The sequence below is a fragment of the Pseudohalioglobus sediminis genome, assembly GCF_008370495.1.
GTDB lineage: Bacteria > Pseudomonadota > Gammaproteobacteria > Pseudomonadales > Halieaceae > Halioglobus.
The window spans coordinates 74,270-94,883 of record NZ_VTUX01000001.1; the positions used below are offsets into that span (position 1 = coordinate 74,270).

Here is a 20,614-nt window from a genome sequence, read left to right on the forward strand (position 1 = left end):
GGCTTCCAGGGATCCGAGTGGGCTCTCACTTTTCCATTTGGCTTTCGACGCCCGACCTCTCGCGTATATTTTCGCCGCGAAAGGCTTTGGCACATATCTGCGCTCTAAAACGGTTCCCAGTATTTTTCTATCATCCAGAGCGGCTTGTCACCAATGATCGATTTTAAAATGGCGACTAAATCGAAGTACTTGTCCTCATCCAGCTGAGTCCATTTGATGCGTCTGCACACCTCCCTATGACGCAGATCGACAGAGGTATCGGATGCAATACTCAGTAGCAGCCTCCTATCAATGGGCGGATGTATAATCGCCGCCGCTTTGCCATCCATGTCCGGCAAAACAACCATGCTTTTCAGGTAGACATTGACAAGTTTCGCAGCCCGGCCATAGGCCACATTGGCTTTACCGCCTGACTGTAGATGAGCGCAAATGGTTTTGCACCAATCACGGTGAAACTCATCGAACGAGCCAAGCTTCTTTGGTTGTCTTGCAAATTGCTCAACACCGCACTGATCCAACGCAGTTCGTAACTCGCTCACGGTAGCGAAACCTCGCTGGGTCGCTCTCGCCGCCGCCCAAACGGAGAAATTGTGCTTATGTTCGTGAGGTGTGTATTGCATCAGATCTTATTCCCACTACTGATATTTCATATCCATTTTGGTTCAAACGTTGCAGCAACCAACTTGTACACGCAACAGCAAAACGCTGACAGCTTCGACACCAGCACCCTGTGTTGATAAGTTGGTTTCGACTATCTGAGAAGCACCTTATCAATAGAAGGCTCAGAGGCTATCCGCTTCCTTACCTTAATGCCGAAACGGAGGACCATATCTTGAGCAATCACCTCGCCAAGCTGATGGAGTTTGAGCAACGTGGTATTCGGGTCACACACGAAGGCGTGTTCTGCCGTTGTGGCCAGTTGACTAAGAAGCGATCCATGAGACCCTAGCAACTGAAAATTAGATGACGCCATCCTTGTCTATTATCCGAATGATCTGTTTCGTCTATGAGACTATCAAAACCGGCTTTGTTTTTCTGGTCATATTGATATGCTAACCCACTGATTGTCGAGCACTAACCCAGAAAAGGAAATAAGTAGTGAAAAACGGATGGATGGTCAGGGCTGGAGAAGGTGGCAGGCTCATTGAAGAGTTCGAAAAGGGCTTCGTAGCGATCGGCTGGAGCAACCTTGGAGACTTGTCCCGCCTAAGCACGAAAGAGAATGTCGCAGCTCTAATAGAAAAAAAATACCCTGAGATTAAGCCATCCAAGAAGTCCAAAAGCATTGGCGTCATCAACAAGTTTCTCAACGTAGTTGGCATTGGCGATATCGTCGTCAGCTATGACACGAGTACTCGGGAATATCTTGTTGGGGAAATTGTCGGCAACTATGAATACAGCCCTGATACAGTCGGTGATTACCACCAGATAAGACGAGCAAAATGGTACGGCCGTGTCTCTCGTGACGAACTCAGAACATCAAGCAAAAATTCCTTAGGCTCGCTGCTGACCCTTTTTGCATTGAAACCAAGTGTCGTTGACGATCTACTGCGGGTTTTGGAAGGCAGACCAGCGGAAACAGCCCAAGCGACCGAAGTTGCCGAGGAAGAGGAAGGGATCAGCAAAGAAGACGTAGTCAATCAGAGTAAGGAACTAATTAAAGACTTAATCACGGCGCTAGATGCAGAAGAAATGGAAGAACTGGTCGCAGCGCTCCTAAGGGCTATGGGATTCAGAGCGAGAGTGTCACCGAAAGGGCCTGACAGAGGGGTCGATGTTATAGCGTCTCCGGACGGATTGGGTTTGCAGGAGCCACGAATCAAAGCCGAGGTGAAGCATCGTTCAGGCAGTATGGGCTCTCAGGCTATAAGAAGCTTCATAGGCGCACTGCGGCCTGGAGACAGAGGCATCTACGTTAGCACCGGCGGCTTTAGCAAGGAATCGAGGTACGAAGCAGAGCGAGCCAACATCCCGGTTTCGCTAGTAGACATAGACGAATTGGCTTCTCTTGTTGTCGACTTTTACGAGGAGTTCGATCTGGATGGTAAAGCACTAATACCTTTGGTGAGAATCTATTGGCCCGCGGAACTATAAATGGTTGCCACACCGCAATTCATTCGATTGCGTGATTCCCATTCAACCTATGATTCGTCGGCCCTAACCTGGTAACTCGCAAACAACTGATGTCTCTTGCATAGGTGAATTCGTCATCGCTGCTCCTCTCGGGCGCCGCTTACCGTGCTATTCTTCAGCAAGTAATGTCCTAGAGTCAGTTGGAAAATCCCTTTCACGTTTCAATGGAGAAGGGATCAGCATTTCTTCACTCCGCACTAGGTGTGACTACCGCCCGTTTCATCTGGAGATTTGTGCCAAAATTTTCTAATTGTCTTAGTGCCTGATCCTACTTTCTGCGCTGCGGCTCCAAAGACATTTTTCGCCGTATGGGATACCTCAGAGGCTCCCTTTGACACAGTGCCACCCACGGAGCCTAACCAATCTCTGACGGAACCGGAATGATCTCTACTCGGTAATATTTCTTTTATGTATTGGAGTTCGGTCAATTCTGCTTGTGTAATCTCACCGTCAGCCTCAATTATCCTGGCCAAGTGAAGAATAAAGTCCTTGGCTATCGCACCGGGCTCACAGTCTTTGCTGGAATCACAGTAAGCCGTAAGTGACTCTGCCAACTTTGGATATGAAATCAGTTCTATTTCTGTCTCATATTCTTCGACCAATTTCTTTATAAACGCTTTTGAGTAGCCCCATTCAGACACAAAAAAATCTTCAATAGCAACCCGCTCTGAATCTGCGATTTCTCCATCAGAATTCGCAATTTTTAAACTGATGGGAAGCATCAATTCCACTAGTGCGATTGCTATTACGTCAAGGGGTGTATTGATATACTTTGGGACGATCACTACACCAGAATCTTTAGGCGATTCAAATATCCGACTAACCCCCAGATATCCACCACCTACTAGCAGGCCAGCTCCGATTACCCAGCCCAACGGCGTCACTGCGGCAGTTCCAAGCCCAACAGATGTCAACGCAGTTGCAAGCACACCTGTCTTCGCAAAAAAAGTTGAGGCAACCAAACTACTCCCGGCCAGCGACGATGCGGTCGCTCCTACCCCGATGGCTTCTGAGAATGTCGTCATATTTTCCCGCTGACGAACGAGGAAATAGGCTTTCTCGCCAATACCCAACTTGGATTTAAATCGTAAAGGCTCCTGTACGATGCTCTCGCCAGTTCCCTCAAAAAATTCATCCAGATCATCAGCAAGTGACATCACGCTTGACCTTTCAATGGACTGAACGCTTCAACCGCCTCTCCGACTTTCGCCTTCAGTGCGTTATCCCGAATGTCATCCATATACCCCGATGCCAGGCCAAAGGCTGCGGAAATAGGCATAACAAAGGCTCCGAGCAATGACCCAACTAATGGAATCGTTGCCACAAGAGCTCCCAACAGCAAACCAAATATGACACCGAAAGTAGCATTAGGAAACCTAGAAACGATGTATACGACAAACTCAATGATTCGCTGCCCAAGTCGAATTATTGTGCTGCCGATCGATATACTTATATCGAGTATTCTGGAAATGAGATTTTTTGCGTCTGCGGGAATGTCGAGATTATCTATATAGGATTGTAGCTTTGATCGACTGGTTCTATCCTTTTTTAGTTCCTCTAGATCCGAGTACTGTTTTTCCGAGATCTCTACGGTAATAGTTTCGCCTGTCTCCGGGTGGGTCGCTTTTACTTGCATGGATTCATTGCCTTCCGTGGTTAAATATCTGAGCTAGAGAGTAAGTTATATTTCCCGGTTAGGTTTGCTTCCGGATATCCACGACCAGAACCGATAGACCATAAACCCCAACCCCCCAATAAGTATAGCCAAAAGAGACAGGTATACGCCAAGCACAAAGAATGGCACCAAGATTGCTAGCAAGATAGAACCACCAAGCAAAGCCAAATAAATCCCAGCTCCGGTAAGAACCAGGTAACCGACTATACGTGCAACTTTTTCCAACATGAACACCACCAGACTGCAAAAATATGACCAATCCATTTTGGTCCATAAGTGGATCAACCGCGACACTGCGATTATTTACATGTACGATTTTCAAGCATATGCCAAGCTTCAGTAGTTCAGAGCGAACTATCGGAGAGCTCAACAGGGCTGATGACTTCAATTATTCTGAAAAAGCGGCCAAGCTTATGACGAAAAAGCTCTTCGTTTACACGATGACACTAGCCTTACCACTGTCATCTGCAGCATCAACACCAGTTGAACGTGTGGGCGGTGCTTGCCCCACCGGCTACTACCGAACAGGCAACTACTGCAAGCCAATTCCATCAAGCCGCAGTGGAAAAGCCATTGTCAAAGAAGGCAAATCCTGTCCAACTGGATTCTACTCCGCTGGGGACTACTGCAAACGCATGAGCGGTTCAGACAAGGAAGTCATCTCCAGAGAGAATGACGTTCCATGCCCCACGGGCTGGTATCGGGCTGGGAAATACTGCGCTAAACAATAACAAAGATATCCTTCGAAAAAGCAAAAGAAACCATCAAACAACCGCGAACTCCTATGATTTCTGACCGTCTCACCCGTCGTACCTGACGAAAAACACAGCTCGGTTCGGAAGAGGTTCGGAGTTCGGTTGGGAAAAGCTGTTACAAATCTTCGGCTTGCTGCCAGAGGGCACCGAAACCGACCTTGTACAGGTTCGGGATAGTCTCGGTTGGTGCGGTGCGGGAAACCGACCTACAGAAAACGTGTTATTTTTCATTGCCTTACTGACCACGACCTGCCTCCTCCCTCCAACTCCTAAGCGGCAGGTCCCAGATTCGAATTCTGCCAGGCGGACCAATTTCTACAGATTCAAGGACTTATACAGACTGCACCTGCCGATTTTATGGGCGGGACTGGCGACTTATGGTCTTTGGGTCAGAAGACCTGATGACTGCAACATAGCCAGCCTATCCCTGCCGGCTCTCCTTAACATCTTCCGCCAACCAGGCTTTGATTAAAGACTCATACGGCATGTCTCGCTTGTTAGCCTCAATTTTGATGCTGTCCAGCAAACCCTCCGGCAATCTCAATGAGATTGTCTTGGTGGATGGTTTTAAATTCGGCAGGGAAGCGACTCTAGCTCCGTCCCAATCAACGTAATCACTCGAGTCATTTGCTTCCCAAAATTCTCGTTCTTCCTGCTCGGAAGCAAACTTAGGCACGCTCTTACCTTTTTTACCTTTGCTCATATACCGCCCTCTCCTTCCGGTGCATGTCTCTGGCTGAAATTACCCGGATCAAGGTACCTGCTCCTCTCAGGGTAAACGTGACGTGCAGCCGTCTTCCAGCGTCCGTCTTTCCCAGCGCCTGAATTCTGGTTTCACTCTGACTGTGTGGACTTCCCGGGGTTTCGTAGACGCCTTCATTCCTCACGGTGAATTTACTTTTGGCAGGGGCAGATGACTACCGGCAGGTATTTCACGCTACCACAACATCTCAACCAGACGAACTAGTCGCATATTGATTTGGAACAAGCGCAACTCGCCATAGCGGTGATAGCGTACCCGTTGGATGAACATTTACCTGGCGTTAGATCTATAAAATCACAATGGAAAAAAAAGCGGATTCGGTGATTTCGCTGGCAATGGCCTTTTGGTCTGCAATCGGTGTTGCCCCGAAACTGAACCGCGCACCTACTGGCCCGCCAGTATCAATTTTCCCGGCTCAAAACTGCAGGAGAAGAATCCTGAAATATAGCCACAAGGGGTGGACAATCATGAGACGTCAATTCCGTAAATATTCTCGAACACTGCCTATTCTCTTACTCTGTCTAATATCTGCGACACCTGTTACCGAGAGCGCGGCGCAAGAGCCTATTTCGTCCGAAAAAATCACCAAAGCAATAGTCAATATTGAGAAAAGCATAAGCAGATTACAACCGCTTGTAGAAAACGCCGAAAGAAGTACTCATGCTGATGGCGAGGCCCTGGCTTTTCGTCTTGACCAGGGCATTATCAGACTAATCGCCGATGTCGCTAAACTCGCCCGCCACACCGCTTCACTATCAGAAGATGACCCTGACCGGGTGATACTGCAAGAGCGCCTGCGTAGTGATCTATCAGGTACCGATCAGGTACTGGTTCAGCATATTCAGGAACTCGATGAACGAATTAGTGAGTTCGACGAAAGATCTCGCAGTGCGACTGAAGCCGAAAAGTTTGCTGTGCAAGCTCACTTGAACAGCCTTGAGGCGTTGCGCCTGGGTTTTTATACATCGTTGGTTGACCTTATCGAAATCCGGGAAACGCTGGGACTTTCAGCAGAGTCATTACGGAAGCTCGCGCAATCGCTGTTCTACCAGCAGGCAGAAACAACGTCCGCGCGCATCGAACTTTTCAGAAGCACATTGCGGGAAATGAATAAGAGGCTCGCTCTGGATTCAACCAACACCGGTATGCAAGCTGCGGCAAATGAGATCAAATTGACCAACGCCATGGAAGTCAGTCGGCTGGAGTCGCTGTTAAAGTTAATGACACGACTCAATATTGACACGGTTGTGTATCGCTCTGTGCTACTGCGTGAAAGCAGCGGTGTGTCAGTCCGTATGTTTGATGGCGAGGCGGTCAAACAAACCATCGAGGACAGTTGGGAAACAGTAAGCGAGGCAGCGTCAAGGCATCTGCCTGATCTGCTTTTGAAGTTTCTGGCATTTCTGTTGATTCTGTTTGTCTTCCGCGCACTTTCTCACCTCGCCAAACGACTCGTCGGCTCGGCACTGAACAAGTCGAGGTCTGATTTTTCCACACTACTGAAGGATGTCCTGACATCCACTTCTGGTGCCATCGTAATGCTGGTGGGTATTCTGGTGGCATTGTCACAGGTCGGCGTTTCACTGGGCCCCGCATTGGCGGGGCTGGGTGTTGCCGGGTTTATCGTCGGCTTCGCACTACAGGACACACTGGGTAATTTCGCTGCGGGCGGAATGATTCTGTTTTACCGGCCTTATGACGTGGATGACTTCGTGGAAGTTGCCGGCGCTATTGGTCTCGTGAAGAAGATGAGCCTGGTATCGACCACGATCAACACCTTCGACAATCAGACCCTGATCATACCCAACAGCAAAATCTGGGGTGACGTGATCAAAAATGTAACCGCCCAAAGGACAAGGCGGGTAGATCTTGAGTTCGGGATAAGCTACAGCGATGACATCGAGAAGACTGAACGAATATTGCGAGAGGTTCTGGAGTCGCATGAAAAGGTTCTGAAAGAACCCGCACCGAATATCCGCCTGCACAATCTTGGCGACTCGTCCGTTAACTTTATTGTGCGGCCCTGGACCAGAACGCCCGACTACTGGGAGGTCTACTGGGATATCACCCGTGAAGTGAAAATGCGTTTCGATCGCGAAGGTATCTCCATTCCATTTCCACAGCGGGATGTGCACATTCACCAGCAGAATGCCTAGATTCAGCCTGACAGTGAGCAAACTCGGCAGCAGATCTTCTGCCCTGCGATTCGGCGTTTTTTCTATTGCAGTGCGGCATGCTTTGGGGTGTCGTGCGCTGTCGGCTTCGGCCATCAACCTCTGGGTAGCGGCAGCGCACCGTGCTCTTTCACCACCAGCAGGCTGAAATTCGACTCGATGTTGCGCACCCCGGCGAACTTGAGAATGCGCTGCATGGCCAGTTCGGAGAAGTGTTCCATGCTGCGCGCTACCACTTTCAATAAATAGTCGTGGGAACCACTCATGGCGTGGCACTCCACGATGTGGTCCTCGGCCTCGACCTGGGCGAGAAACTCGCGCTGCTTGCGCTCGTCCTGCTTGTCGAGAGTCACCAGCACAAATGCGGTTACCTGGAAACCCAGGGCGCGCTGGTCCAGGTAGGCGCCGTAGCCGCTGATTATCCCACCCTCCTCCAGCGCTCGCACCCGGCGGAAGCAGGGCGACTCGGACAAACCCACCTCCGCAGCGAGTTCGACGTTGGAGATGCGCCCCTTGCCCTGCAGGACACGCAGGATGTCGCGCTCAGACCTGTCCAGCTTCATGGCTGATTCCTTCTTTTTTGATAAGAAATTCGATGATTTCTTGTCATATTACCTCAATACGAGGCGAAGAAAGAACATATCTTGCGCCATGACAGGTCTATCCTGATAGCTGCCTTTTACCAGATAACACTACAGGTGAGCAGCAATGACAGATCTCTTTGACAACCCCATGGGCCTGGACGGCTTCGAGTTCGTGGAGTACGCCGCCACCGAGCGCGGCGCGCTGGAACCCGTATTCGAAATGATGGGCTTTACCCACGTGGCCAGGCATCGCTCCAAGGACGTGGACCTGTGGCGCCAGGGCGACATCAATTTCATCATCAACTACGAGCCCAAGTCCTGGGCCTATTACTACGCCGAGGAACACGGCCCCTCCGCCTGCGGCATGGCGTTTCGCGTGAAGAACGCCAAGCAGGCCTACCAGCGCGCCCTGGACCTGGGCGCCCAGCCTATCGATATTCCCGTCGGTGCCATGGAACTGAAACTGCCGGCGATCAAGGGCATCGGCGGCGCAGTGCTCTATCTCATCGACCGCTACGAGGATGGCGCCTCGATCTACGATATCGACTTCGAATACCTGGAAGGCGTGGATCGCCGCCCCGAGGGTTGCGGCTTCAAAGTCATCGACCACCTGACCCACAATGTCTACCGCGGCAGGATGGATTACTGGGCCAACTACTATGAGAAGCTGTTCAACTTCCGCGAGATCCGCTTCTTCGACATCAAGGGCGAATACACCGGCCTGCGCTCCCGCGCCATGACCGCGCCGGATGGCAAGATACGTATTCCCCTCAATGAAGAGGGCCAGGCCGGCGGCGCGGGCCAGATCGAGGAGTACCTGCTCAAGTACAACGGCGAAGGCATACAGCACATCGCCTTCTCCTGCGACGACCTGCCAGGCTGCTGGGACAAGCTCAAGGCCCGCGGCGTGCCGTTCATGACCGCGCCGCCTGACACTTACTATGAAATGCTCGGCGATCGCCTGCCCGATCACGGCGAGCCGGTGGACGAGCTCAAGTCCCGCGGCATCCTGCTCGATGGTTCCACCGAAGAAGGCGATAAGCGCCTGCTGTTGCAGATCTTCTCCGAGACACTGATAGGGCCCATTTTCTTCGAATTTATCCAGCGCAAGCGCGACGAGGGCTTTGGCGAAGGCAACTTCCAGGCCCTGTTCGAATCCATGGAGCGCGACCAGCTGCGCCGTGGCGCCATTGATTCCGAAGACGCCGCCTGAGGAGCCTTACCATGGAGCTAAAGCGTATCCATCACGTGGCCTATCGCTGTCGCGATGCCAAAGAGACGGTGGAATTTTACCAGCGGGTGCTGAGTATGGACTTTGTGCTGGCCATCGCCGAGGATCGGGTACCGTCGACCAAGGCGCCGGACCCGTACATGCACGTGTTCCTCGATGCCGGCATGGGCAATGTGCTGGCGTTTTTCGAACTGCCCAACTCACCCGACATGGGTTTCGACGGCAACACGCCCGACTGGGTGCAGCACATCGCCTTTGAACTCGAGGACTACGCCGCCCTGCTCGCTGCCATGGCGGCCGTGGAAGCCGAGGGTCTGGAGGTGATCGGCCCCACCAACCACGGCATTTTCCAGTCCATCTACTTTCGCGATCCCAATGGGCATCGCCTGGAACTGGTCGCCAATACCTGTACCGATGAGGAAATGGCCGAGTTACACCGCGTTGCACCGGCTATGCTTGAGGAGTGGAGCCAGACCCGCAAGGCGCCCCGCCATGCGGCATGGCTGCACGACAAGGAATTTGATGGAGGAAATGCATGAAACTGGCCAGCCTGAAATCCGGCCGCGATGGCGAGCTGCTCGTCGTATCCCGTGACCTGAGCCGTGCCGTGAGCGCACGCGAGGTCACCCCTACCCTACAGTCTGCACTTGACGACTGGGCAACAATGGAACCGCGCCTGCAGGCGCTGTACAGCGCGTTGAATGAGGGCAAGCGCGACGACGCCTTTGCCTTCGACCCACACGCCTGCGCCGCCCCCCTGCCCCGTGCCTATCACTGGGTAGACGGCAGTGCCTACGTGACCCACGTGGAACTGGTGCGCAAAGCCCGCGGCGCGGAACTGCCCGAGTCTTTCTGGCACGACCCGCTGGTGTATATGGGTGCTTCTGATGCCTTTATCGGAGCGCACGATGATATCGAGGTGCAGAGCGAAGACTGGGGCATCGACTTCGAAGCGGAGGTGGTCATCGTTACTGACGATGTGCCCGCCGGCGTATCGCCGGAACAGGCGCGCCAGCATATCCGCCTGCTCGGGCTGGTCAACGACGTATCACTGCGCAACCTGATCCCCGCCGAACTCGGCAAGCAGTTCGGTTTCTACCAGTCAAAGCCCTGGACCAGCTTCACCCCGGTACTGGCAACCCCCGACGAACTCGGTGACGCCTGGGATGGCGCCAAACTGCACCTGCCGCTGCGCGCCACGCTCAACGGCGAGTTGATCGGTGCGCCCAACGCCGGTGTCGATATGACCTTCGACTTCCCCACCCTTATCGCCCACTGTGCCAAGTCGCGCTCGCTGATGAGCGGCACCGTGATTGGCTCCGGCACAGTCTCCAATGTCGGCTCAAAGGACGGCTCCTGCTGCCTGGCCGAGGTTCGCTGCCTGGAGACCATTCGCGATGGCAGCCCGAGCACACCTTTCATGTCTTTCGGTGACCGTATCGAGATCGATATGCTCGATGCCAGCGGCGAGACAATCTTCGGCAAGATCGACCAGGTGGTGGTGCAGTACACACCACCTCGGGATTAAGCCCGTGAAGCTGTACTCTTACTTTCGCTCATCCGCGGCCTACCGCCTGCGCATTGCCCTCAACCTCAAGGGCCTGGACTACGACTATGTCCCGGTGAACCTGCTCAAGGCAGAACAAAAGGGCGACGAGTACCTGCGCCTCAACCCCCAGGGCCTGGTCCCGGCAATGGAACTGCCCGACGGCAGCACCCTGGGCCAATCCGTTGCGCTGCTGGAGTGGCTGGAAGAGACCTATCCCGAACCTCCGCTGTTGCCCACCGACGCCCTGGCTCGGGCGCGGGTTCGCTCACTGATCGGCAGTATTGCCTGCGACACGCACCCCGTCTGCAATATCGCCGTCACCAACTACCTCAAATCCCACTTCGATGCCGGGCAGGCCGACATCGTTGACTGGTACAGCACCTGGATGCACCGGTGCTTTAGCGCCGTTGAGCCGGTGCTCGCCGAAAATGCCAGCCCCTTCTGTTTCGGCGAACAGCCCGGAATGGCAGACCTGTACCTGGTGCCACAGATCTACAATGCGCGGCGCTTCGACATCGACCTGGCGCCCTACCCCAATATTCGGGGCGTTGTGGACAGGTGTATCGCCCTGCCGGCGTTCCGCGATGCCGCGCCGGAACACCAGCCCGACAGTACCGTGTAGATCGCCATGACCCAGGAAGAAATCCTCGACAGCCTGCCCTCCCACCTGAGGCCATTCGTTAAGACCCAGCGTTACGAGGATTACACGCCCCGGGACCAGGCGGTTTGGCGCTTCGTGATGAAGCACCTGACCCGGCAACTCGCCGATACCGCGCACCCGGTATACCTCGAGGGGCTGCGGCGAACGGGTATCGCCCTGGACCACATTCCCTCCATCGAGGAAATGAATGACTGTCTGGCCGAACTGGGCTGGCGCGCTGTCGTGGTGGACGGGTTCATCCCGCCGGCGATTTTCATGGAGTTCCAGGCCCTGCGCGTGCTGGTCATCGCCCTGGACATGCGCAGTGTCGACCACATCTTTTACACCCCCGCGCCCGATATCGTGCACGAATCTGCCGGCCACGCCCCCTTCATCATCGACATTGACTATGCCGAGTTCCTGCAGCGCTTTGGCGAGGTGGGCATGAAGGCCATCGCCACACGCGAGGACCTGGAACAATATGAAGCGATCCGCAAGCTGTCTATTCTCAAGGAGTGCCCGGACAGCACCCCTGACAGTATCGCAGCTGCCGAGGCCGAACTTGAACGCCTGGCGGTTGCCGACAATGCCAGTCCATCCGAGGCCGCCCTGCTCACACGCCTGCACTGGTGGACCGTGGAATACGGACTGGTCGGCGACCCGGAGGAGTACCGCATTTTCGGTGCAGGCCTGCTCTCGTCGCTGGGTGAAAGCACCCACTGCCTGGACGATGCCAGGGTACGCAAGTTACCGCTGACTGTGGACGCGGTGCTCACGCCCTACGACATTACCCGCGAACAGCCACAGTTATTCGTGACCAAGAGCTGCAAGCACCTCAGCCAGGTGCTGGAAGAGTTCGCCGAATCCATGTGTTACCGCAAGGGCGGCGCTGCATCACTGCGCACGGCGATCGCCGCGGGGAGCATCTGCACCGCCCGCTACGATTCCGGCATGCAGGTGAGCGGCCAGTTCTGCGAGGTGCTGTGCGACGCCGTGGGCAACGCCACCTACCTGCGAACCAGCGGCCCAACACAACTGGCATTCAAGGACACGGAGATCTACGGCCACGGGGTGGACTACCATGCCGAGGGCTTCGGCTCACCCATTGGCCACCTCAAGGATTTCAGCCGCTGCCTGTCCGAGTACACCATCGACGAGTTGAAAGCCCATGCCATCGAGATCGGCAAACGCGTACGCCTGGAGTACCTGTCCGGTATCACCGTGGACGGCGTGCTGAAAACAGTCTTTCGTCAGGACAACCGCAACCTTGTCCTCAGTTTTGAAGACTGCAGGGTCAGCGACCTGTCCGGCCGCGTATTGTTTGATCCGGCCTGGGGCAGTTACGATCTCGCTGTCGGCTCCGCCGTCACCTCGGTCTATGGCGGTGTCGCCGACCGGGAAAAGCTGCAGCTGTACAAACCCACTCCCCGAACCGAAACCATCCGCGCGGTTCACAATACCCAGCTGATGGACTGCTACACACTCGTCGCACGCCTGGCTGCGGCTGGCGCTGCAGCGGGAGACGACGCCAGAGATACCCTGCTCGCCATACTCGAGCAACACCCGGATGAATGGCTGCTCCTGTCGGAAATGCTGGCAGTGGCGGACGCACCGCTGCACGAGCGGATTCGAACTCAGCTGAGGAATCTGGGCACCCGGCGCCCGGAGATTGCCGGCCTTATCGACCTCGCGCTGGCCGGCTGAAGCCGCCCAGTAGTCGACTTTCGGTACCGCCCGCGACAGCTGCCAGTGACAGGGCATAACCGACGCGCCAGGCCTGTTCTATCGTGATCACATTACAAGGAGCTAAACTGTGATTCCGTATAAGCCTTCGCGTGTAATGCCGTGCTTGTTACTAATACTCTCACTGGCCTTCACCTTGCAGGCCTGCATGCCATCAATCTGGAACGCAGGCGACCTGGTCCAATGGGTTCGAGAGCAGGCCGTCCAGCGAGGATGCGAGAACGACAGTATCGAACTGGAAGACTGGTATCGAGAGAGCGAGAGCGGCAATGTCTGGCACGGTACCTGCCTCAACGAAACGGGTGAGCGTATGCCGTTTGCGGTAAACATCGACTCTGTGTGGGAGCCATCATAAAGCTGACAGCCAGACTTTTTGCAGCCGCCAGGGAACTACGTGACGCTTGGCAACCGGACAGCACCAGACCGCAAATAGCCATAGCGTGGTCTCACGCAACTGCGCTGCTCCATTCAGCAAACCCCGTGACCTGGCTCTTAGTGACTCAGCATACTCACAGCAAACAGTCCCGCACTGACTAAAGACGTGGTAATCACTCGATACGCTGGGTGATTAAACCACACCTGGTAACGCTGCAACTGCTCTTCCAGCGCGTTGCGCTCAAAATAGACACCATTTCGCACTACAGCTGTTCGAGTATCGAGATTGGCGAGGTCCTGCGTTGGGTCCATGGCATACACAACAAAATCTGCCGGAGCACCCACGCTGAGGCGACCGTAGGCCTTTCCGTGCAGATAACGCACTGTGTTCACGGAGGATATCTCCAGCACCTGTTCCGGAGTCAGACCGGTTTGTTGAAGCAGTTGCAGTTCCTCAAGCAGACCTGCTCCCGGGACAATAAACTCTGCCGCAGAATCCGTTCCGCTGTGCAATGCGACTCCCGCCTCATACAGTGATCGAACCGCCCGCTGCGCCTGCGGGTACAGCGCACGGAATTGATCATGCTGCGCAGGACTCAATAGACGCGCGGAAACCAACCCGCGTTGCGGATGCCACAGCTGGTCCCGATAGTATGATGGTAACAATGCGGCTGCATCGGACTGTTCTAGATCTGCATAGTCACTGAGTGCAAATTTTCGCTGCAGGGTCACCAGCGTCGGCGTGAGCGCAAATCCCCTGGCAAGAGAGGCATCAATTAGCGCCTGAACCCGCTGCTGATCCAGGTATTTTAATTTCATCAGGCGATGAATATACTCGGTAGCGCCATCTTCAGCAGACCTGGGCGCCCAACCGACAAGGTGTTGGATATCGTCGATATACACGGCATCAAAGTTCTGGCGCCAGGGCACATGCCCAATAACAGCTAAACTTCTCTGCTTTGCTGCCTGGTAGATTTCGCGAGAAGCCTCTGCGGTCAGCTCGTTATACACCTTGATGCAGTCGTACCCTTCTGCCGCCACCTGCTCTACTGCCGCTTCTGCACTCGGCTCATCAGTCACCACCAGAGAGTTAGGCCACAGCGGTGGCTTCCCATCCAAAAAAGGCCCACAGCTGAGGACTCGAGGGCCAGGGTACTCTCCGCCATCGATAGCATCGCGCATCCGTGCGTCGCCCGCGGCCATACGGGCGCTGGTAACACCGTGGTACAAGTAAAGGAAAGCAAACAATTCATTCTGCCCTGGCAGCGGCAGCATAGGCCCGTGTATATGAGCATCAGCAAGACCGGGTAGAATGTATCCGGTTATCCCGGCAGCGCGCGCCGGGCGGATATCGCTGATATAACCGCGCTCTAGCGTCAGGTCAACCGGCGCAGAACGAGACTGTCCGGGGACGACCAGCACAACAGAGTGCAACTCCACGCTCGAAGCCGGTATCGCCAGCGGAGCAGGAGGCTGTAAGATCCGCAGCGCCAACGCGCCGAGTGCAATGAATAGCGCACCGGCGCAAAGCGTTACCTTCATCGTTCGCCTCATATCACCCACATCCACGACACGAGGCGCTGGCTAATGCAAACCAGCGCGGTACCGCGTGCATTAGCCGGTAGCGATCTAACGCTAAGCTCGGCCAAGCTTTGTCCTTACCTTGGCAATTTGCGACTGCAACCAGGCCACTTCACTAAAGGTGTTGTATCCCTCCTGTGCACGCTTCAACAAGGCCTGCAACACATCAAGCTGGAGTATCAGCGCCGCCTGGCTTTCCTGGTCAGCTGCCAACGCTGCCTCGGCCATCATCATGGCCCGCTCCAACTCGCCGGCCGCGAGCATGACTCTGGCCTCTTTGACGACGCTTTCTTCCCCTGCCATACGCACAAGCTCGGGATAGATTTCATGAGGCCTGAAAGGATAAAGCTCGCTGGTATAGCGATACTGGAACCATCCGCCTGCCTGATAGACTGTTTCACGCACGGTCCATTCTACTCGCCCATGTTGTTGGCTAAGATGTGCCAGATGTTCCGGCAGTTGGATTTCACGCATCAGTTCGTAAACATCCTTGCCTTCACTCAAACCCGCCCAGATTTGATCGTGTACGTACTGAGCTGCGTCGCGCATCAACACCAGGGAGGTCATGATCTCATCTTTGTTGGTATGAATTTGATTCTGCTGTGGCAGCAGCATCTCCGGTTCAAGTGCAATGATCTTGTTGATGGTGTCAATGTATTCTGTAAGTATGCGATTTCGATCCGCACGCACTGTGCCCAGGTTTGGCCACATGGGAAAGTCCGGGCCCACAGAGCCGCCGCCGGCAAACAGAATCTTCTCCTCGGGCAGCCAAAGGCCCGCAGAGTTAATGCCTTCAGCGCCCGGCAGAGACATCACCTCAAACCGGACTCCTCCCAGTTCAAACTTGTATCCGGCTTCGTCCTCGACCAGGATGTCAGGCGCTATCACCTCGTAGGGGAAGGGGGTCGCTTTCTTCTTTCTTTCACTGCCTTTTTGGTCCAACTCCGGAGCCCAGTTGTACAGCGCTGCGTACCGGGGTGACAGGTAGCCCTGTGCCTTCTTCCTATGGATCATGTATTCCATGGAATTGCGGGTCATAATAATTTGAGTGCCGTCCTCCTTGATCAGGTCGATACCGCCTATGTCGTCATGCTGGCCCTGCGGGAGGAATATGTACTTGACCGGCCCGTCAATAACTTCCTTCAACAGCGCCATTTGTCGCGGCGACTGGTGCGCGAAACCGGTATCGATGACGACAGCCCCTTCAGAGGTGTTTACGACATATGCATTAGCCAGGCCGGATGCGTAAAAAATATTGTCGGTTACCTGGATACGTTCGACAGGTATCCGAATGAGATTGCCGGTCGGCGTACCTCCCGCGCGAACGTCATCAGTATTCAGGTTAACGTCCTCGGCGGCCACTCCGCTTGTCGCGGTAATTGCCAGCAAGCTGAAAAGCGCCGAGCGTATGAGAACTGTTGGTTTGAGCATAGTGAGTACCTCTCCATAAGTCATGCAGCCTGGTGCATGAAGCTTTAAACGGTGTTAGTTACAGACCTAATCTACTGTTTCAGAAACTGTAGCGGGCGGTTACACCCACGACACGCTCTGGCAATATATTGGTCTGGGTATACGAGCCGCCGCTGAGCGCAACATCGTACTGATCCGGACCCTGTTCAAAGGTGACAGCATCTTCGTCGAACACATTTTTGCCCCACAATGAAATGTCCCAGCTGTAGTCACTGCTGCGCCATCCCACGAAAAGATCCAGCACTTGGTAGGATTCAAACGTCTCGGCCACCTGCCCCAGGCCCGCTGATGCATCTGTGTTCTGGCGTTCATCGGTGTACTTAAACAAGCCTCGCACATACACCTCGCTGTCGTTCTCCAGCGGAATGAAATACTCCGAGTTCAGCGAGATCGACCACTCCGGCTCTCCGCCCAGCGGCTTGCCGTCCAGATCACACGTTCCCAGCACCTCACCCGGCTCGCGATCATTACAGGGGGCTGACACGCCGTCCCATTCACCCTTGCTATAGCTCAATGCCCCGCCGAAATCCCAGGTCTCGCCAAGCAATACACGGCCATCCAACTCCACTCCCCAGATAGTGGCGTCACCGTTAAAGATGAGACCGCCGGGCAGACCTATCGGCGCACCCGTATCATCGATGACCTGGGTACCGCGCACAAAGCCCAGATAGCCTTCGAAGGTCTGGTAATAGAGCGCGCCATTCAAGCTTGCGCGATCGTTCCACAAGCGGCTCTTGAAACCCAGCTCGAACGCGTCGCTGGTTTCTTCATCGTGAAGCAGGTCGTCAACGCCATTGGGCAGAAACTCAATAGTCGGACTGGGCACAATTGAAATGCCGGAGGGCCGATAACCACGGTTGTAGGAAGCATAAAGATTCGTGTCATCGCGCCAGTCCCAACGCACTGCCAGAGAGCCTGTCCAGGCATCTTCGCTGGCAGACTGTTTGTCTTTGGGTACGCCGATTATCGGAAAACCCTCACTGAAACGATCACTGATCAGTTCTGCCAGCGACTCGAATGCGGGTGGCAGGTATGTGAGCCCCTCGAATTCCACATCCGCCCTGCGCGTGCGGTCGTAGTCAGTCCAGCGCAATCCGAATTCCAACTGCACTGTATCGGCAAGGTCAAACGTATTGAAGGTGAAGACCGCAAACTCACTCGCGTCCAATGGCAAGTACGCGACAGATTGGAAGCCAAGCGCGCCTATGGGACCGCCGAGCCGAACCGAATTGGCAAGTGCTTCTGTGCTGGTTTGCTGGTCCCTGTGGTACAGACCCACCATGTAGTTCCAGAATACATTTTCCGTAGAAGCCACTCGAAATTCATACACCCAACTTTCCACGTCTGTGGTTGACTGCTGAAACGTGGGAGCGACGATTTCTGTGAGCTGCAGGGAGTTGGCCCGATCCAGTTCAGTCGCCGACGTTTTATGGGAGTCCTGGTACGCGACAAGACCGGTGAGCTGCAAATCTGCCACATCCCAGCTCATAACGAGATTGGCCACGTTGAAATCAAAATCGCCGTAGTTATCGGTTTTACCCAAGGCCTTGTTATCAACAGGGCGTAGCCTGGGCCTGACAGCCAGGGCATCAGCCCCGGCCATAGCCTTGGGATCATCCGCGGTGCGGTCCAAGTACTGATAGATGAATTGCGCTTCAAAGGTGTCGGTAGGTAGCCACGTGGTGCTGATTCGGCCAGAGTATGCCTCCAACTCCTGGTCATCAAAGCCGCTAGTCAGGTTTTGTACGTCGGCGCCATTGTCAGTGTCATAGACACCGGCAACGCGAATACCCAGTGTGCCGTCGATCAGCGGCGTACCGTAGGCCACCTGGGCATTAAGGCCGTTATTGTCAGCCACCGAGGCCGACACGTAGCCGCTGGCCTGATCGACGCCAGCGCGCCTGGTAATCATGTTCAGCGCGCCCCCAGGAGACGTTGCTCCCTGCAGTGTTCCCTGCGGACCGCGAAGAATTTCAATACGCTCCAGGTCGTACATCTGGCTAAAGGCCACATCCGGCCGCACCACGGCGTCGTTCCAATAGACATCAACCGCTGCAGACACGCCCGATTCCGGGTCGATACTGACGCCGCGCAGGGAAATCGTGGAATTGCGGGCGTTAGGCGAGGACAGGGTCAGGCCTGCTGTTTGTTGTTCGATGGCACGAAAATCGAAGACGGCGAATTTATCCAGATCTTGCCCACTCACCACATTCACCGTCGCTGCAACGTCCTGCACGTTCTCGGTTCGCTTTTGGGCAGTCACAACCACCTCTTCAAGCACAAGATCCTGGGCAGAAACTGACACCGCAGCGGCAGAAAGCGCCGAGGCCAGCATGGTCCTTCGAAAATTGGGGGTCGCGTTGGTGTTGAGTAACATGGAGCCAAGCCTCTTATATTTATCGTTTGACACTGTCATTCGCCCGTTCATCCTGGCCCAAGTAAGTGCCTTTCTAGTTGCAACAACCTGTTGGTCATGCACAGTTAAGCACTGCCACGCCGAATCGGGCCAGCCGATACAGCGGCAGACCAGCCAGCCGACAGGGATGCCAAAAACACCCACACAAGCCATTGATTTTATGTATATTTATTTTTCACAAGCGGCCGGCATTGAGACGCTGGTGAGCGCTATCCGGAGTGTCAAAGCCGGCAAAAACGGCCCCTTTGAAGAGACAGTCCCCCCATTTTGGAGCTGTAAGGACAGAAGAGAAAGGCGTCTCGCGAAAGACCTGACTAACCGTCAGGCAGAGAGATTCTTACGGTAAGCACTGGGAGTTGTATTTCGCAAGCGCTTGAAGTGCCGATTGAATACATTGATAGAACTGAAACCGGCGTCCTGGGCGATATCGGCGATGTTATGGCGCCGGTTCAGGTCTGCCTCCAGGAGAAGACAAGCCTCATCAACGCGGAATTTGTTAATAAACTCGTAGAAGTTCATCCGCGACTTGGTGTTAATCACCTGGCTGAGATAGTCGGCCCGGCTCCCCACCCTGCGGGCCAGGTCTCCGATTTTCAGACCCGGCTCAAGGTACGGTTTGTCTTCTTCCATCAGGGCCGTCAATTTTTCCCACAGACGCTCCACTTCTTCGTCACGCAGGCCGGATTTCAGGTATTTGCCACCCTCTTTCTCTGGCCCAGGCGCTGCTCCCGACTCCTCGCCAGGCTCGGAAACAGTTGCCGTCTGGGAATCGAGGTCGAATATGCGGGGCTGACGCAGCCCCATCAGGCCGATGTAGTAAATGATTGCCACACTGGCGACGGCCGCGGCCACCACACGTCGCCCGAAGTCCAGCACGTGCAAACCCTGGAGAAGTTCAAAGAGGCCGGCAACGATGGCACTGATCATACACAGCCAAAGCAGCCACTTAAGCCAGCGCAGATCTATGTTCTCCAGATTGGAGAACTCCGACCGAATACTCACCTGGTGGCGCTGAATGTACCGCAGCGCTATCGCAGAGTAGGTTGCCAAGGAAATGTCGACCGGCAGCGTAACAAAGGAGATTCTTGACTTAAGCTCTGAAGGCACGTCGCTGTAACTGTCATACTGGCCAAACAATTCGCCAATCATCAGGCCCGGAAAGGACAAAAATACAGCCACCAGCATCGGCGTAAAGTGCCAGAGATAGACCGGCTTTAAAGCAAAGCCTTTATCCACTAACGCGTGCACATACAGATACAGCAGAGGGCCAAAAGTGAGACTCAGGTGTTGCAACATGTAGATCGGCATGCCGGGCATTAATCGCTCACCCGAATAGTAATAAGACAGCGATATCAGCCGGAGGGATTCGGCAAGCAGAAATGCCGCCAGAATTCGATTGGCGAGCCGGTTGCCATAGGGGACGGTCGCGATGGCAAGTGCCAGAATCAATCCCTGCGCGGCGCCCAGGTTGGCAAACCAGGTCAGCCAGTCCATTTGGAAAAACCTATTCTCTCATTTTTTATCT

General features: G+C 54.5%; 19 protein-coding genes. 9 read left to right on the forward strand and 10 right to left on the reverse strand.

The window, feature by feature from the left end:
- Window positions 1–104: 104 nt before the first annotated feature.
- A complete protein-coding gene (locus tag F0M18_RS00350) occupies window positions 105–620 on the reverse strand; it encodes a hypothetical protein (protein ID WP_149609402.1) in 516 nt (171 codons plus the stop codon).
- Window positions 621–1,098: 478 nt separating this feature from the next.
- On the opposite strand from F0M18_RS00350, the gene F0M18_RS00355 reads away from it, so the two are divergent.
- Complete coding sequence (locus F0M18_RS00355) at window positions 1,099–2,094, forward strand: restriction endonuclease (RefSeq protein WP_262500782.1); 996 nt, start codon at window positions 1,099–1,101, stop codon at window positions 2,092–2,094.
- Between the two features lie 236 nt (window positions 2,095–2,330).
- Here the strand turns inward: F0M18_RS00355 and F0M18_RS00360 are convergent, their stop codons facing one another.
- Complete coding sequence (locus F0M18_RS00360; protein ID WP_149609403.1) at window positions 2,331–3,290, reverse strand: tellurite resistance TerB family protein; 960 nt, start codon at window positions 3,288–3,290, stop codon at window positions 2,331–2,333.
- A complete protein-coding gene (locus F0M18_RS00365) occupies window positions 3,290–3,769 on the reverse strand; it encodes a hypothetical protein (protein ID WP_149609404.1) in 480 nt (159 codons plus the stop codon). Before F0M18_RS00365 ends, F0M18_RS00360 begins: the two co-directional genes overlap by 1 nt.
- A gap of 290 nt (window positions 3,770–4,059) precedes the next feature.
- Here F0M18_RS00365 and F0M18_RS00370 point away from each other — a divergent pair, with 290 nt between their 5' ends.
- Window positions 4,060–4,539: a hypothetical protein gene (locus tag F0M18_RS00370; RefSeq protein ID WP_149609405.1), complete on the forward strand. Its 480-nt coding sequence runs from the start codon at window positions 4,060–4,062 to the stop codon at window positions 4,537–4,539.
- Between the two features lie 445 nt (window positions 4,540–4,984).
- Here F0M18_RS00370 and F0M18_RS00375 read toward each other — a convergent pair whose 3' ends face one another.
- Together F0M18_RS00375 and F0M18_RS00380 are read right to left on the reverse strand one after the other, a co-directional pair.
- Window positions 4,985–5,266 (reverse strand): BrnA antitoxin family protein, encoded by a 282-nt coding sequence (locus F0M18_RS00375; RefSeq protein ID WP_149609406.1) that lies wholly within the window; start codon window positions 5,264–5,266, stop codon window positions 4,985–4,987.
- Entirely contained in the window at window positions 5,253–5,450 is a 198-nt protein-coding gene (locus F0M18_RS00380) for a BrnT family toxin (RefSeq protein WP_149609407.1), read from the reverse strand. Before F0M18_RS00380 ends, F0M18_RS00375 begins: the two co-directional genes overlap by 14 nt.
- A gap of 175 nt (window positions 5,451–5,625) precedes the next feature.
- On the opposite strand from F0M18_RS00380, the gene F0M18_RS20030 reads away from it, so the two are divergent.
- Window positions 5,626–7,482 carry a mechanosensitive ion channel family protein gene (locus F0M18_RS20030; protein WP_223177876.1) on the forward strand — a complete coding sequence of 619 codons (1,857 nt, stop codon included), beginning with the start codon at window positions 5,626–5,628 and terminating at the stop codon, window positions 7,480–7,482.
- Window positions 7,483–7,595: 113 nt separating this feature from the next.
- Here the strand turns inward: F0M18_RS20030 and F0M18_RS00390 are convergent, their stop codons facing one another.
- Window positions 7,596–8,063: an Lrp/AsnC family transcriptional regulator gene (locus F0M18_RS00390; RefSeq protein WP_149609408.1), complete on the reverse strand. Its 468-nt coding sequence runs from the start codon at window positions 8,061–8,063 to the stop codon at window positions 7,596–7,598.
- A gap of 145 nt (window positions 8,064–8,208) precedes the next feature.
- Here F0M18_RS00390 and hppD point away from each other — a divergent pair, with 145 nt between their 5' ends.
- From hppD to F0M18_RS00420, 6 genes are all read left to right on the forward strand, one after another.
- Entirely contained in the window at window positions 8,209–9,297 is a 1,089-nt protein-coding gene (gene hppD, locus F0M18_RS00395) for a 4-hydroxyphenylpyruvate dioxygenase (RefSeq protein ID WP_149609409.1), read from the forward strand.
- 11 nt (window positions 9,298–9,308) lie between these two features.
- Window positions 9,309–9,854: a VOC family protein gene (locus F0M18_RS00400; RefSeq protein WP_149609410.1), complete on the forward strand. Its 546-nt coding sequence runs from the start codon at window positions 9,309–9,311 to the stop codon at window positions 9,852–9,854.
- Window positions 9,851–10,843, forward strand: coding sequence for a fumarylacetoacetate hydrolase family protein (locus F0M18_RS00405; RefSeq protein WP_149609411.1), 993 nt, complete (start codon window positions 9,851–9,853; stop codon window positions 10,841–10,843). Before F0M18_RS00400 ends, F0M18_RS00405 begins: the two co-directional genes overlap by 4 nt.
- 4 nt (window positions 10,844–10,847) lie before the next feature.
- Window positions 10,848–11,486, forward strand: a complete 639-nt coding sequence (gene maiA, locus F0M18_RS00410; RefSeq protein WP_188109529.1) for a maleylacetoacetate isomerase — start codon at window positions 10,848–10,850, stop codon at window positions 11,484–11,486.
- Between the two features lie 6 nt (window positions 11,487–11,492).
- The gene (locus F0M18_RS00415) at window positions 11,493–13,208 is read left to right on the forward strand and encodes an aromatic amino acid hydroxylase (RefSeq protein WP_149609413.1); all 1,716 of its coding nucleotides are present in this window, start codon (window positions 11,493–11,495) and stop codon (window positions 13,206–13,208) included.
- A gap of 145 nt (window positions 13,209–13,353) precedes the next feature.
- Window positions 13,354–13,602, forward strand: coding sequence for a hypothetical protein (locus tag F0M18_RS00420; RefSeq protein ID WP_149609414.1), 249 nt, complete (start codon window positions 13,354–13,356; stop codon window positions 13,600–13,602).
- A 137-nt stretch (window positions 13,603–13,739) separates the two neighbouring features.
- Here the strand turns inward: F0M18_RS00420 and F0M18_RS00425 are convergent, their stop codons facing one another.
- From F0M18_RS00425 to F0M18_RS00440, 4 genes are all read right to left on the reverse strand, one after another.
- Entirely contained in the window at window positions 13,740–15,164 is a 1,425-nt protein-coding gene (locus tag F0M18_RS00425; RefSeq protein WP_188109530.1) for an amidohydrolase family protein, read from the reverse strand.
- Between the two features lie 93 nt (window positions 15,165–15,257).
- Window positions 15,258–16,634 (reverse strand): alkyl sulfatase dimerization domain-containing protein, encoded by a 1,377-nt coding sequence (locus tag F0M18_RS00430; RefSeq protein WP_188109531.1) that lies wholly within the window; start codon window positions 16,632–16,634, stop codon window positions 15,258–15,260.
- Window positions 16,635–16,713: 79 nt separating this feature from the next.
- Window positions 16,714–19,152, reverse strand: coding sequence for a TonB-dependent receptor (locus F0M18_RS00435; RefSeq protein ID WP_262500783.1), 2,439 nt, complete (start codon window positions 19,150–19,152; stop codon window positions 16,714–16,716).
- A gap of 258 nt (window positions 19,153–19,410) precedes the next feature.
- Entirely contained in the window at window positions 19,411–20,583 is a 1,173-nt protein-coding gene (locus tag F0M18_RS00440; protein ID WP_149609417.1) for a helix-turn-helix domain-containing protein, read from the reverse strand.
- Between the last annotated feature and the right edge of the window lie 31 nt (window positions 20,584–20,614).

Coding starts and splice junctions, on each gene's coding strand:
- F0M18_RS20030 (WP_223177876.1), top strand. CDS start 5,626: ATGGAAAAAAAAGCGGATTCGGTGATTTCGCTGGCAATGGCCTTTTGG.
- F0M18_RS00400 (WP_149609410.1), top strand. CDS start 9,309: ATGGAGCTAAAGCGTATCCATCACGTGGCCTATCGCTGTCGCGATGCC.
- F0M18_RS00440 (WP_149609417.1), bottom strand. CDS start 20,583: ATGGACTGGCTGACCTGGTTTGCCAACCTGGGCGCCGCGCAGGGATTG.
- F0M18_RS00350 (WP_149609402.1), bottom strand. CDS start 620: ATGCAATACACACCTCACGAACATAAGCACAATTTCTCCGTTTGGGCG.
- F0M18_RS00360 (WP_149609403.1), bottom strand. CDS start 3,290: ATGTCACTTGCTGATGATCTGGATGAATTTTTTGAGGGAACTGGCGAG.
- F0M18_RS00375 (WP_149609406.1), bottom strand. CDS start 5,266: ATGAGCAAAGGTAAAAAAGGTAAGAGCGTGCCTAAGTTTGCTTCCGAG.
- F0M18_RS00430 (WP_188109531.1), bottom strand. CDS start 16,634: ATGCTCAAACCAACAGTTCTCATACGCTCGGCGCTTTTCAGCTTGCTG.
- F0M18_RS00370 (WP_149609405.1), top strand. CDS start 4,060: ATGACCAATCCATTTTGGTCCATAAGTGGATCAACCGCGACACTGCGA.
- F0M18_RS00365 (WP_149609404.1), bottom strand. CDS start 3,769: ATGCAAGTAAAAGCGACCCACCCGGAGACAGGCGAAACTATTACCGTA.
- hppD (WP_149609409.1), top strand. CDS start 8,209: ATGACAGATCTCTTTGACAACCCCATGGGCCTGGACGGCTTCGAGTTC.
- F0M18_RS00390 (WP_149609408.1), bottom strand. CDS start 8,063: ATGAAGCTGGACAGGTCTGAGCGCGACATCCTGCGTGTCCTGCAGGGC.
- F0M18_RS00425 (WP_188109530.1), bottom strand. CDS start 15,164: ATGAAGGTAACGCTTTGCGCCGGTGCGCTATTCATTGCACTCGGCGCG.
- F0M18_RS00405 (WP_149609411.1), top strand. CDS start 9,851: ATGAAACTGGCCAGCCTGAAATCCGGCCGCGATGGCGAGCTGCTCGTC.
- F0M18_RS00415 (WP_149609413.1), top strand. CDS start 11,493: ATGACCCAGGAAGAAATCCTCGACAGCCTGCCCTCCCACCTGAGGCCA.